This is a genomic window from Actinoplanes sp. CA-131856 (genome assembly GCF_050956135.1).
Lineage (GTDB): Bacteria > Actinomycetota > Actinomycetes > Mycobacteriales > Micromonosporaceae > Actinoplanes.
Map to the genome: position 1 here is coordinate 9,519,522 of NZ_CP191849.1, position 12,823 is coordinate 9,532,344.

General features: G+C 70.7%; 9 protein-coding genes. 3 read left to right on the plus strand and 6 right to left on the minus strand.

Annotation, left to right across the window (positions count from 1 at the left end):
- Window positions 1-42 precede the first annotated feature (42 nt).
- A complete protein-coding gene (locus ACQP2X_RS43645) occupies window positions 43-1,674 on the plus strand; it encodes a metallophosphoesterase family protein (protein ID WP_498691959.1) in 1,632 nt (543 codons plus the stop codon).
- Between the two features lie 49 nt (window positions 1,675-1,723).
- Window positions 1,724-2,755 carry a hypothetical protein gene (locus ACQP2X_RS43650; RefSeq protein ID WP_498691960.1) on the plus strand — a complete coding sequence of 344 codons (1,032 nt, stop codon included), beginning with the start codon at window positions 1,724-1,726 and terminating at the stop codon, window positions 2,753-2,755.
- Window positions 2,756-3,271: 516 nt separating this feature from the next.
- Here the strand turns inward: ACQP2X_RS43650 and gatB are convergent.
- Window positions 3,272-4,765, minus strand: coding sequence for an Asp-tRNA(Asn)/Glu-tRNA(Gln) amidotransferase subunit GatB (gene gatB, locus ACQP2X_RS43655; RefSeq protein WP_498691962.1), 1,494 nt, complete (start codon window positions 4,763-4,765; stop codon window positions 3,272-3,274).
- A 116-nt stretch (window positions 4,766-4,881) separates the two neighbouring features.
- Between gatB and ACQP2X_RS43660 the strand changes: the two genes are divergently transcribed.
- Complete coding sequence (locus ACQP2X_RS43660; protein ID WP_498691964.1) at window positions 4,882-6,282, plus strand: M1 family metallopeptidase; 1,401 nt, start codon at window positions 4,882-4,884, stop codon at window positions 6,280-6,282.
- On the opposite strand, the gene ACQP2X_RS43665 is transcribed toward ACQP2X_RS43660, so the two are convergent.
- The 5 genes from ACQP2X_RS43665 to ACQP2X_RS43685 all read right to left on the minus strand — a co-directional run bounded on the left by ACQP2X_RS43665 (window position 6,275) and on the right by ACQP2X_RS43685 (window position 12,707).
- On the minus strand, window positions 6,275-6,907 hold the full coding sequence (locus tag ACQP2X_RS43665; protein WP_498691966.1) for a DUF4276 family protein: 633 nt from the start codon (window positions 6,905-6,907) through the stop codon (window positions 6,275-6,277). The genes ACQP2X_RS43660 and ACQP2X_RS43665 overlap by 8 nt on opposite strands.
- Window positions 6,907-8,310, minus strand: coding sequence for an AAA family ATPase (locus ACQP2X_RS43670; protein ID WP_498691968.1), 1,404 nt, complete (start codon window positions 8,308-8,310; stop codon window positions 6,907-6,909). Before ACQP2X_RS43670 ends, ACQP2X_RS43665 begins: the two co-directional genes overlap by 1 nt.
- A gap of 29 nt (window positions 8,311-8,339) precedes the next feature.
- Window positions 8,340-9,803, minus strand: a complete 1,464-nt coding sequence (gatA, locus tag ACQP2X_RS43675) for an Asp-tRNA(Asn)/Glu-tRNA(Gln) amidotransferase subunit GatA (protein ID WP_498691970.1) — start codon at window positions 9,801-9,803, stop codon at window positions 8,340-8,342.
- A 5-nt stretch (window positions 9,804-9,808) separates the two neighbouring features.
- Window positions 9,809-10,108, minus strand: coding sequence for an Asp-tRNA(Asn)/Glu-tRNA(Gln) amidotransferase subunit GatC (gatC, locus tag ACQP2X_RS43680; RefSeq protein WP_498691973.1), 300 nt, complete (start codon window positions 10,106-10,108; stop codon window positions 9,809-9,811).
- 499 nt (window positions 10,109-10,607) lie between these two features.
- Complete coding sequence (locus tag ACQP2X_RS43685) at window positions 10,608-12,707, minus strand: putative bifunctional diguanylate cyclase/phosphodiesterase (protein ID WP_498691975.1); 2,100 nt, start codon at window positions 12,705-12,707, stop codon at window positions 10,608-10,610.
- Between the last annotated feature and the right edge of the window lie 116 nt (window positions 12,708-12,823).

Consider the following 12,823-nt stretch of genomic DNA (forward strand, 5'->3'; position numbering starts at 1 on the left):
GGCACGGTTTGACGGAAAGCGGGTGGGGGCAGGGAGCCGACGATGACCGAGCAGACGGCCTCGGCGGCGACGTGGCGCCGCTGGTGGGCAGCAGTGGACCGATACGCGCGGGCGACGGCCCGGGTCACCGGGCGGGTGCACCGCAACCGGTGGACCCGGCGGCTGCGCATAGGGGCGGCGGTCGCGCTGGTCAGCGTCGGTGGCGTGGTCATCGGCACGATGCTGTTCGCGCACGCCGATCTGAACGTCGGCCCGTTCCGCGCCGAGATGTCGATCAGCCCGTCGCTGCTGGGCGGCACCGAGGTCGACCTGCCGCCGCTCGGCTCGCTCCATCTGGACAGCCACGACGGCCCGATCCACCTCAAGGTCGACCTGGCCTCGCTCGACCAGAGCCGCACCGAGGCGCTCATCGACGATCCGACCGCGCTCACCTCGGCCGGCGAGAACGCGGTGGACGACGTCCGCACCGGCGTGATCCGGCTCGGCGTGCGGACGCTCGGCATCTCCGTACTGGCCGCTCTGATCCTCTCGGCCTTGATCTTCCGCAATGTCCGGCGCGTCGCCGCGGCCGGGGTGACCGCCCTGGTGGTGACCGGCGGCAGCCTCGGGCTGGCGGCCGGCACGCTGCGGCCCGACTCGATCGCCGAGCCGCGGTACGAGGGGCTGCTCGTCAATGCGCCGGCGGTGGTCGGTGACGCCCGCCGGATCGCCGACAACTACGGCAAGTACGCCGATCAGCTCCAGCAGATCGTCAGCAACGTGAGCCGGCTCTACACGACGGTCTCGTCGCTCCCGGTGTACGAGCCGGAGGGCAACACCACGCGCATCCTGCACGTCTCCGACCTGCACCTGAACCCGTCGTCATTCGGCCTGATCCGCACCGTGGTGCAGACGTTCGAGATCGACGCCGTGGTCGACACGGGCGATCTGGTCGACTGGGGAAGCAGCGCCGAGACCGGGTACGCGGCGTCGATTCCGTCGGTCGGGGTGCCGTACATCTGGGTCCGGGGAAACCACGACTCGGCCGCCATCCAGGCCGCGGTGAAGCGCCAGGACAACGCGGTCGTGCTGGACAACCAGATCACCACGGTGGACGGCCTGACCATCGCCGGCATCGGCGACCCGGAGTTCACCCCGGACAAGAGCGAGACCCCCGCCGCGCAGGATCCGGCGACCACGGAGGAGAGCCCGCTGCTGCGCTCGGGAAGCCAGCTGGCCGAGACGATCCGCGCCTCGGGCAAGCCGGTGGATGTCGCGCTGGTGCACGACCCGGCGATGGCGCCCCCGTTGTCGGGGGTGGTGCCCCTGGTCCTGGCCGGCCACAAGCACCAGCGCGAGGTGAGCCTGCTGCCCGCCCCGCCGGCCGACCTCGGCGCGTCCACCTCACCGTCGCCGGCCCCGTCGGGCGGCACGGCCGCACAGCAGCCGATCGCGACACGGTTGATGGTCGAGGGTTCGACGGGCGGCGCCGGCCTGCGCGGCCTGGAGAAGGAGGAGCCGACCCCGCTGAGCCTGTCGGTCCTCTACTTCGACGAAAATCACCAGCTCAAGGCGTACGACGACATCTCGCTGGGCGGCACCGGCGAATCCAACGTGGAGATGCAGCGCAACGTGGTCGGCGCCGAGCCGGAGGAGTCACCGTCCCCGTCGGCCTCGGTGGTCCCCCAGCGTTGAGGTATTGATACGTTCCTCCCCGCTCATCGCATGATCAACGGGGAGATCCATGAACGTCGCACGCCCGCCGCGCGCCTGGGAGTTGCAGACCGCCGCCGTCATGGCGGCGATCGGAGCGGCCGCCCTGCTCGGCATGATCCTGGTCGCCACCGACCTGTCCGTCCGCGCCGCGGTGCTGAGCGACGGCGCGTCCGGGATGTCGCCGCTGGTCAGCTCGGTGGTGTCCAACGCCGCGGCCTTCCACCTGCTTTATCTGCTGCTGCTCTTCGGATATCTGGGCGGCTTCTACTGGTGGCGCAACAGGAGCCGGGAGATGCTGCGGAGGGTCGGTGACATCGAGGGCGCCGCGACCATCCACTGGGCGGTCTACGCCTGGAGCGGCAGTCTTGCGCTGTCGTTCATCGTGTCGGTCAACCTGGGCGCCCCGCGCGACGACGAGCCGGCCGCGGCCCTGGCCCGGCATGCTCTCCTGGCCGGGATCCGGGTGCTCGGCCTGGCCCTGTTGCTGTTCGGCGTCTGGCAGATCCGCGAGCAGATCCACCGCTCGGTCGCCGCGTCGGGCGTCAACTTCCGCATCGCGGACCTCGGCCCCCGCGCCGCCGCCAACCCCCTGCCGCTTCCCGCTCTCACCGTCACCGAGACAACCGGCCTTCCGGTCGCGGACGACGACTTCTGGGACCGCGTACGGCGCCTGGCCGCCGGCGCCGGCACCGACCTGGCCATGCTGGAGACCACCGAGGGCGTGGCCCGCCGCTGGACTTTGATCCCGCCCGGAAGCGACCTGGCCACGATCAGGGCCGGCGTGGCACCGGGTGCGGTCCTCACCGTCTACCCGACACCGCCGGCGCAGGCCGAGACCGAGGGCTTCACACCTACCGAGGCCGACGAGTACTACGGCTTCCTGGAGGACGCCGCCTCCGGCTCCCTCTGGTACCAGACGGTCCGCCCCAACCGCATCCCGGCTTTCCTGGCCCGCACGCGCTCGGCCCGCCGCTGGGCCCTCTACCCGGCCACGTCCCCGACGGCCCTCACCGCGATCACCCCCGAGCCGGCTCCGGCAGCCCCCACGCCTGACGCCTGACACCGGCGCGCCGCCCACCAAGCACGCACCGCGTGGCGCGCCGCCCACAAAGCACGCACCGCACGGTGCGCCACCCACAAAGCACGCACCGCACGGCGCGCCGCCCACCAAGCACGCACCACGCGGTGCGCCACCCACAAAGCACGCACCGCACGGCGCGCCGCCCACAAAGCACGCACCACGCGGCGCGCCACCCACAAAGCACGCACCACGCGGCGCGCCACCCACCAAGCACGCGCCGCGCGGCGCGCCGTGTGCAAGCACGACCCGACGCGCCGAGCTGCTCCGAAACACGACTTTCGCGGCGCATCACTGCGGCGCATGCCCGGAAACATGGCCGAACGCGGTGCGCCGCCCGTGCGGAGCGCGGGCGGCGCGATCAGGCCGGGACGGCAGCCAGCCTGGCCTGCTCTCGTTGCAGGACAGCCCGGCGGCCGCGGCAGGGAGGCCGGGACGGCAGCGCCCGGGCCCGTGGACCTGGGAGCCGGCCGTCGATTCGTACTATTTCGTTGTGGTTTAAGACAGGCGCTGAAGGATCAGCTCGCGGACGGACTTGGCGTCGGCCTGGCCTCGGGTCGTCTTCATGACCGCGCCGACCAGAGCGCCGGCGGCGGCTACCTTGCCCTCGCGGATCTTGGCGGCGATGTCGGGGTTGGCGGCGATGGCCTCGTCGACGGCGGCGGTCAGTGCGCCCGTGTCGGAGACGACCTCGAGGCCCCGCGCGGCCATGACGGCGGCCGGGTCGCCCTCGCCGGCCACGACGCCCTCGAGCACCGTGCGGGCCAGCTTGTCGTTCAGCTTGCCCTCGTCGACCAGCTTCTGCAGCGCGGCGACCTGCGCCGGCGTGGCGCCGACCTCGGCCAGCTCGACACCCGTCTCGTTGGCACGGCGGGCCAGCTCGCCCATCCACCACTTGCGGGCGCCCGCGGGGGACGCGCCGGCCGCGATGGTCTCCTCGATCAGCTCGACGGCGCCCGCGTTGGCCACGGACTGCATGTCGACCGCGCTGATGCCCCACTCCTGGCTGAGCCGGGCCCGCTTGGCGCTCGGCCGCTCGGGCAGGGCCGCCTTGAGCTCGGCCACCCACGCCGGGTCGGGCGCGATCGGGACCAGGTCGGGCTCGGGGAAGTAGCGGTAGTCGGTCGCCGTCTCCTTCGAGCGGCCGGGGCTGGTGTCGCCGCGGTCCTCGTGGAAGTGGCGGGTCTCCTGCACGATGCGGCCGCCCTCGTCGAGCACCGACGTCTGCCGGATGATCTCGGAGCGGACCGCGCGCTCGACCGAGCGCAGCGAGTTCACGTTCTTCGTCTCGGTGCGGGTACCCCACTCCTCGCCCGGCTTGTTGAGCGAGGTGTTGACGTCGCAGCGCAGCGAGCCCTGCTCCATGCGCACGTCGGAGACGCCGAGCGAGCGGATGATGTCGCGCAGCTCGGTCACGTAGGCCCGCGCGATCTCGGGGGCGAGCGCGCCGAGGCCCGGGACCGGCTTGGTCACGATCTCGACGAGCGGGATGCCCGCCCGGTTGTAGTCGACCAGCGACTCGGTGGCGCCCTGGATGCGGCCGGTCGCGCCGCCGACGTGCAGGGTCTTGCCCGTGTCCTCCTCGAGGTGGACACGCTCGATGCCGATGCGGTAGCTCTGGCCCTCGTATTCCACGTCGACATAGCCGTCGACGCAGAGCGGCTCGTCGTACTGCGAAGTCTGGAAGTTTTTCGGCATGTCGGGGTAGAAGTAGTTCTTCCGCGCCATGCGGCACCAGGTGGCGATGTCGCAGTTGAGCGCGAGCCCGATGCGGATGGTCGCCTCGATGCCGGCCCGGTTGGCCACCGGCAGCGCGCCCGGCAGGGCCAGGCAGACGGGGCAGACCTGAGTGTTGGGCTCGGCGCCGAAATCGGTGCGGCAGCCGCAGAACATCTTCGTGGCCGTGCCCAGCTCGACGTGGGTCTCGAGGCCGATGACCGGCTCGTAACGCGAAATGGCGTCCTCGTATGAGGGCAGCACGGTGGTGGTCATGCGGTGAGCTCCCAGGTGAAGGACCGGCGAGTGAACGGCTTTAAGAGTAGTGGGCCCCACCGACAGAATTTCCGGTGACCCACGACCGCCCCCACTGCGGGGTACGGTTCCCGGCCATGCGACGCGTTCCCCTCGTCCTCATCGCGGCCGTTCTGCTGGCCGGTTGCGAGGGCACGCCCCCGGCCACCAAGATCGACTACGCGCCCTGGCGGGCCGGCGCCTCGAAGCCGGTGGCCGACAAGCTCTACCCGGCGCGCGGAACCGCCGCCCTCGACGTCCTGCACTACGACCTGAAGCTGGCCTGGCAGCCCACCACCAGGACCCTCACCGGCACGGCCACCCTGCGCATCCGCCCCACCGCCGACGCCACACAGATCAAACTCGACTTCAAGCCGTACGTCCTGGACGAGGTCACCGTCGATGGCGTGGCGACAAAAGGCGCGAAGGTGACTGCCGAAAAGCTCGTCGTCCCGGCCACCGTGAAAAGCGACGAGCCGGTCACCCTGACCGTCGGCTACCACGGCAGGCCGGCCACCACCCCGATGCCGTCGAACCGCGGCGACGTCGAGCCGCTCGGCCTGACCGTCACCGAGGACGGCAGCCTCTGGACGATGCAGGAGCCGTTCGGCGCCTTCACCTGGTACCCGGCCAACGACCAGCCGTCCGACAAGGCCCTGTACGACATCGCGGTGACCGTCCCGGCCGGCTGGTCGGCGATCGCGGCCGGCACCCCGGCCGGCCAGAGCGGAAACACCTTCAGGTACCGCAGCACCGACCCGATGGCCTCGTACCTGCAGACCCTGGCCGTCGGCAAATACAAGAAGGTGACCGCCAAGGGCCCGAACGGCCTGCCGCTGACGTACTGGTACCGCCCCGGCACCGACGAGCGGCTGCTGCCCTCGCTGAAGAAGTCGCCGCAGTTCATCGGCTTCCTGGAGAAGCGCTTCGGCCCCTACCCGTTCCCCACCGGCGGCATCGTCATCGTCGACTCCGCCTCCGGCATGGAGACCCAGCAGATGATCACCATGGGCGGCCGGCCCGCGAGATTCGACCCGGCCGCCTACGAGGAGGATCTCCTCCACGAGTACGCACACCAGTGGTTCGGCGACTCGATAACCCCGAGCTCCTGGACCGACCTGTGGCTCAACGAGGGCTGGGCGACCTACGCGCAGTTCCTCTACCAGCAGAGCATCGAGGGGTTCAGCGACGCCGCGCTGGAGTCCTACCTGCGAAAGAACGACGCGTCGCTGCGGGCCCGGCTCGGCCCGCCCGGCTCGCCGAAGGCCGGGAACTTCGCCGAGAGCAACGTCTACATCTGCCCGGCCGCGATGCTGAAGGAGCTGAACGACGCCCTGGGCGACGCGAAGTTCTTCGCCCTCGGCCAGGCGTGGGTGCAGACCCAGAAGAACACCCAGCAGGACCGGGCGTCGTTCATCGCCTTCGTCAACAAGCAGACCGGAAAGGACTTCACCAAGCTGATCAACAGTTGGCTGGACGGGAAGTCCACCCCTAAGTGAGACGCCGGTAGCCCATGTCGGCGAGGGCATTGATCGTCTGCCTTTCGAAAGCGGCGAACGACGGCACCTCCCGCAGAACATCCAGAGAAACGGCTTCGGCGATCTCCTCGAAGAAGTCCTCGATCGAGCGGTTACGGCGCTGCTCCAACCGCCTGATCGGGACCTTCGGGTCGACGATGGCCTCGACGTCCTTGGGCCGCCCGGGCACGCCCATCTCGGCGTCGGACCACCGAACGCCCAGAGATGCGCGCAACGCGTCACCGTCGGCCAGCAGCCACGCCTCGGTCTCCCGCACGGGGATCACGGGGATCAGGCGTTCCGTTCGCGCACCCCATGCTCTGGTCAGCGGGGCGACCCACTCCTGCGACACCCTGTTCTCGTTGGCGCCCTGATCCCGGTGGACGAAAACGAGGTGGAAGGTGTCCGCGTTCTCCGTCAGGAGGTCGAGGATCTCGGGGATGTTAGGCGGCCGCTGGTGCCGGCGAAGGGAACTGACCTGGTCCACATCGACGGGATCCTCGAACTCGGTCAGACAGAGATCTTCGAGCGACCGGTAGAGCAGGAAGGGGAGGAAACGGTCGTCCGAGACGCCCTCGGCGATCAGCGCCGGCTTCAGGTAGCGCATCAAGCTTCCAGCGCCCGGCTGACTTCGAACTCCGCGATCTCCGCCGGACTCATCAGTCGTTCGTTCGGCTCGAGGTTGTCCTGGTCGGCGAGTGAGGGCCGCACGCTGGTGGCGATCAACCTCGGCTGCGTGATGCGGCTCCGCGATCGACTGGGGAGGATACGTGAGACGGTGGTGAGGAAGACCGCGTCGCCGCGGGTTCCCCGCGCGTCGACCGGCTCCAGAGCGCGAAGGATCGCCGGGGAATGACTGGTCAGCAGAAGTTGGGTGAGCGGGGCCGACGGATCGCTTGCCCGGCGCTCGACCGCTCGGTCGACGACTGATCGGAGACGCTGAACCAAGGTGATGAGCCGCTGCGGATAGATGCCGTTCTCCGGCTCCTCGAAGCAGAGAAGACCCGAGTTCTCCGGGTCGTAGGCCGCCGTCAGCAGAGCGGCGGCGCGGAGTGTGCCGTCGGACGCCACCCGAGCGGACACCGCCTCGCCGCGGCCGCGCGCCCGGAACTCGATCTCACGGCGTCGCCGCTTGACGTCCTCGTCGACCTGAATGCCACTGACGTCGGAGATGACGCTCGCCAGGTCGGCCGACACGTCACCGAGCAGACCTTCCGGCTGCTCGGCGTTTCCCGTGGTCTCCGCGATGCGATGCAACGTGTTCGGCAAGTGGGAGCCGTTCACGCCGAGCGCGGACGGATCGTCGAAATCGTCGGGACGGCGCAGCGCCGCCGGATCGAGGTGCAACTGCCGCCAGGACTCCAGCTCGTGCTTCAACGCGAACGCCGTCGGATTCTGTACTGCCGTGCCGATGACGGACAGCACGGTCGCACTGGCATGCCCGGCTGGAATCTGCACAGCCGGCGCACGACCGTCGGGCGCCCAGATCTGGAAGCGTTGAGATTGCTGATCCGTGTCCAGGAAGGTGAGAGAACCCTCGCTCGCACGGTCACCGATCAGCCGATCGGCGAGCGAGGGGAATCGGTTGGCCCACCGGTCTTCGGCAGCCGGCAGAGAACGAAGGGACTCGTTCGTGACGTACGGCCGGGAACCGGCCTGTGCCGCCCGCAGCTGAATAGTCAGTTCGTACCGGACGCGCACCGCCGCCACCGAGACGGTCTCGCCGAAGGCATCGGTGACGTGGCTCTCGAGCAGAGCCTCCACCGCGAAGCGCATCTCTCCGTCGGCGCGGCCCGTGGAATCCCTGTGGAACAGTTCGCTCAGGTCTCCACGAATGTCCTGAGCCGCGTCCGCCACCGGCTCGGAGGCCGCCCGGGAGAGGAACCGAAGCGCGTCGAACAGGTTCGACTTGCCCGTTCCGTTTCGCCCCAGCACCACCAGGAACGGTGGCAGGTCCAGGGCGAAATCACGGAACGTCTTGAACCCGTCGATCTCGATCCGAGTAAGCACTTCGGCCCCTCCCGAGGGCGGCTAATTCATCAGAGCGCGGGCGGGGTGAAGGTGCCGACCGCCGACTCCAGGGCCGCCGCGACCCGGTACATGCGGTCGTCGGCCATGGTCGGGGCCATCACCTGGAAGCCGACCGGGAGGCCCTCGGAGAGGCCGCACGGCACAGAGATGGCCGGGCCGCCGTAGAGGTTGGTCGGGATCGTGAACAGGTCGGCCAGGTACATCTGGTAGGGGTCTGAGGTGCGCGAGCCGAACGGGAACGCGACGAACGGCGTGGTCGGTGAGACCAGCACGTCGACCTTTTCGAAGGCCGACTCGAAGTCGCGGGTGATCAGCGTGCGGACCTTCTGGGCCTGGCCGTAGTACGCGTCGTAGTAGCCGGACGACAGCGCATAGGTGCCCAGGATGATGCGGCGCTTCACCTCGGGGCCGAAGCCGGCCTCGCGGGTCAGCGACATGACCTCTTCGAGCGAGCGGTTGCCGTCGTCGCCGACGCGCAGGCCGTAGCGGACGCCGTCGAAGCGGGCCAGGTTCGACGAGGCCTCGCTCGGGGCGATCAGGTAGTAGGCCGGCAACGCGTACTGGAAGTGCGGGCAGGAGACCTCGACGACCTCGGCGCCCAGCTTGACCAGGGCCTCGAGCGACTCGTGGAACGCGGCCAGCACACCCGGCTCGGAGCCGTCGCCGGCGAACTCCTTGACCAGGCCCAGCTTGACGCCGGCCAGGTCGCCCGAGCCACCGCGCCGGGCGGCCGCGACCACGTCGGGCACCGGCTGCGGGATCGAGGTGGAGTCGCGCGGGTCGTGCCCGGCGATCACCGAGTGGAGCAGGGCCGCGTCCTCGACCGTGCGGGCGCAGGGCCCGGGCGTGTCGAGCGACGAGGAGAAGGCGATGAGGCCGTAGCGCGAGGTGCCGCCGTAGGTCGGCTTGGCCCCGACCGTGCCGGTGACCGCGCCCGGCTGGCGGATCGAGCCGCCGGTGTCGGTGCCGATGGCGAGCGGGGCCTCGTACGCGGCGAGGGCCGCCGCGCTGCCGCCGCCCGAGCCGCCGGGGATGCGCCCGAGGTCCCACGGGTTGTTGGTGGGCCCGTAGGCGGAGTATTCGGTCGACGAGCCCATCGCGAACTCGTCCATGTTGGTCTTGCCGAGCATCACCGTGCCGGCCGCGCGCAGCCGCTCGACGAGCGTCGCGTCGTAGGGCGGCACCCAGCCCTCGAGGATCTTCGAGGCGGCGGTGGTCGGCACGCCCTTGGTGGCGATGACGTCCTTGACGGCGATCGGCACACCGGCCAGCGGCCCGGTGACCTGGCCGCGGTCGACCCGCTCGGCCGCGGCCAGCGCGCCCTCGCGGTCGACGTGCAGGAAGGCGTGCACACGCTCGTCGACCGCGTCGATCCGGTCGAGGTGGGCCTGCGCGACCTCGACGGCCGAAGCCTCTTTGGAAGCGATGGCCGACGCGAGCTGAGCCGCCGTCATCTTGGTCAGATCGGTCACGGCGGTCAGTCCTCCTCGTCCAGGATCCGCGGCACCCGGAAACGGCCCTCGTAGGCGTCGGGCGCCCCGGAGAGCGCCTCCTCCTGCGTCAGGCACGGCGTCGGGACGTCGTCGCGGTACACATTCGTCAGCGGCACCGAGTGCGAGGTCGGCGGGATGTCATCCGCCGCCACGTCACCGATCCGGGCGACGGACTGGAGGATCACGTCGAGCTGCCCCGCGAACCGATCCAGTTCCTCCTCGGTCACGGCGAGCCGCGACAGGCGCGCCAGATGCGCGACCTCTTCGCGGGAGATGGCGGCCATCCTGCCCCTACTTTCTCGAATGCGACACTGACTGGTGGAGTCTATTTCGCCGGGCCGGGTCAGCTGCTGGCGGGACCGTTAAAGATCAAATGCTTGATGTCGTAGCGGGGTGGTGCGTACGGACCGCCGCTCCCGCCGAGGGCCGCGCCGGGGCGAGCAGGGCGCTGGCGCGCCCAGAACGCTCACCCCGCCACGGCGACGTGCGTGAGTGGTTGCGCCCATCCTGCACCCCCGCGACAGACGCACAGCGAGTTGTCCACAGTTCTGGCGTTGTCCACAGGCGCTCGTTTTCTCACGCGCCGACCTGGTCGGCTCGTGGTAGATAGGCACGAAGGGGAAGCCGGGAGGGTGAACGCTGGGCCAGACCAGGCGGGTGGGCACGGTCAGCAGGCCAGCCGGGTGGGCGCGCTGGGCACGCCGGGCGGCTGGGGCGCTGGGCACGCCGAGCGAGTGGGCGCGCAGGGCACGCCGGGCAGGGCACGCCCGGCGGGGCAGGCGGTCACTGCGTGCTGGGGAGGGCCGGGCGGGGCAGTCGGACCGGGCGGTAGCGGGAGAGCCAGACAGCCAGGTCGGGGGCCGGCATGGGGCGGGCGTGGAACCAACCCTGGGCCGCGTGGCAACCGGCCTCGGCCAGCAGGCGCCACGTGCGCTCGTCCTCGACGCCCTCGGCCACCGCGCGCAAGCCCAGCGCCTCGGCCAGGTCGATCACCGAGCGGACGATGGCCGCGTCGCCCCGGTCGGTGGCCATGCCCAGGACGAACGAGCGGTCGATCTTCACTTCGGCCAGGGGCAGGCGGCGCAGGTGCTGGAGCGACGAATATCCGGTGCCGAAGTCGTCCAGGGAGATGGCGATGCCCATCCGGTCGAGCCGGGTGATCGTGTTCAGCACCCGGTGCGGGTCGGCCATCAGCGCGCTCTCGGTGATCTCCAGTTGAAGAAGGTCGGCCGGGACGGCGTACGACCGCAAGAGGTCTTCGACCCTGTCCGCTATGTCACCGGCGTGCAGATCGCGGGCGCTCACGTTGACCGCCGCCCGCATCGGCTGCCCGGCCTCGCGCCACTGGGCGAGCTGGGCTATCACGTCGTGCAGCACCCGCTCGGTCAGCAACCGCATCACCGGGGTGGGCTCGGCGACCCGGATCAGCTCCTCCGGCCCGACCAGGCCGCGCTCCGGATGACGCCAGCGCAGCAACGCCTCGACCCCGACCACCTCGCCCGTGGCGATGGCGATCTGCGGCTGGTAGAACAGCGTGATCCCGTCGTCGGGCGCGTCCTCGCGCAGCGCGTGCCGCAGGTCGGCCAGCAGGGCGAGGCGGTCGGGTGAGTGGTGGGCCGCGTCCGGCCCGTAGACGGCGACCTGGTCCCCGCGCTGCTTGGCGTCGTACATGGCGGTCTCGGCCTGCCTCAACAGCGTCGAACCGTCACCGCCCGGCTCCCGCTGCACCGCGATCCCGATCGAGGCGGACACGTCGACCGGCATGCCGTCGAAGGCGAACGGCCGGTTGAGGGCCTCGGCCAGGTGGTGCGCTATGCGGCGCGCCCCCGGCGCCCCGTCGACCCGGGTGGCCAGCACGGCGAACTCGTCCCCGCCGAGCCGCACGACCAGATCGTGGGCGGGAACCACCGCCGCCAGCCGCCGCGCGACCTCCACGAGCAGACGGTCGCCCACGCTGTGCCCGAGGGCGTCGTTCACCGTACGGAACCGGTCGAGGTCGAGAAGCAGAAGCGCGAGCCGTTTCCCCCGTCCCTGCGAGAGAACGGAGGCGTGCAGCGCCCGCCGGTTGGGCAGTCCGGTCAGCGCGTCCACCCGCGAGGCCCGCTCGAACTCGCCCGCCGAACGGACCATCCGGTGCACGGCGTGCAGCGCGAGCAGAACCAGCGGCACGAAGGCGAGCCCGACCTGTGCGGTGGCCAGCACCACCGGCCCGAGCAGCAGCAGGGCCCCGGTGGCCAGCACCTCGACCCCACGCTGCCGCCACCGCGCCCGCGAACCGGGTCGTTCCGCCCGCGAAGCCACGGCACGGCCCACGACCGCCGCCAGCCCGTAGCGGGCGACGATCCACGCGCTGGCCGCCGCCACCGTCAGCAGGGCGTCGTCCCAGTCGTACCGGGGCCCGATCCGCAGCGAGACGGCCGCGGCCACCGCGCCGGTGGCCGCCAACGCGACCGCGTGCTGAAGGGCCAGGTGCAGAGTCCGCCGCACCGGTTGCCGCATCCGCACGCCCGCCACCGCGACGGCGACGACCTGAACCGCCAGCGCCGCCCCGAATCCCCACGCCAGCGCGATGGCGAAGGTGAAGCAGATCGACGGCAGGATCACCGAACTGGCCCGCCGGTTGGCCACCACATAGGGCCGGGCGTCGACCACGACGGCCAGCGCGCCCATGAGCCAGTAGGCCGCCGGCAGGTCGGCGAAGCCGTCCCGCCCCGTCACCCAGACCAGCCCGTCGACCACCAGCGCCAGCGCCCCGGTGACGATCAGCGCCCGCCGCCGTTTGGGCCCGTGCAGCCGCTCGTCGGCCACGCTGTCGCTCCCGCCATGGCCGGGCTCGGCCAGGCGGCGGTTCGCCGTGGAGTTGCGGGGGCGTGCGGCGTCCATGCGACCTCCACCATGGCGTCGATCAACCGATCGTTCTCACGATAGATCCACATGGTCTTTTCGCCGCGAAACCGCTTTGCCGTTATCAAATCGGCATAAGCCCTCAAACGCGCATT

Excerpts from the sequence above, each read along its gene's own strand:
- gatC (WP_498691973.1), bottom strand. The coding sequence starts at position 10,108 with ATGGCCGCCATCTCCCGCGAAGAGGTCGCGCATCTGGCGCGCCTGTCG.
- ACQP2X_RS43660 (WP_498691964.1), top strand. The coding sequence starts at position 4,882 with ATGCGACGCGTTCCCCTCGTCCTCATCGCGGCCGTTCTGCTGGCCGGT.
- ACQP2X_RS43645 (WP_498691959.1), top strand. The coding sequence starts at position 43 with ATGACCGAGCAGACGGCCTCGGCGGCGACGTGGCGCCGCTGGTGGGCA.
- gatB (WP_498691962.1), bottom strand. The coding sequence starts at position 4,765 with ATGACCACCACCGTGCTGCCCTCATACGAGGACGCCATTTCGCGTTAC.
- ACQP2X_RS43650 (WP_498691960.1), top strand. The coding sequence starts at position 1,724 with ATGAACGTCGCACGCCCGCCGCGCGCCTGGGAGTTGCAGACCGCCGCC.
- ACQP2X_RS43665 (WP_498691966.1), bottom strand. The coding sequence starts at position 6,907 with ATGCGCTACCTGAAGCCGGCGCTGATCGCCGAGGGCGTCTCGGACGAC.
- ACQP2X_RS43685 (WP_498691975.1), bottom strand. The coding sequence starts at position 12,707 with ATGGACGCCGCACGCCCCCGCAACTCCACGGCGAACCGCCGCCTGGCC.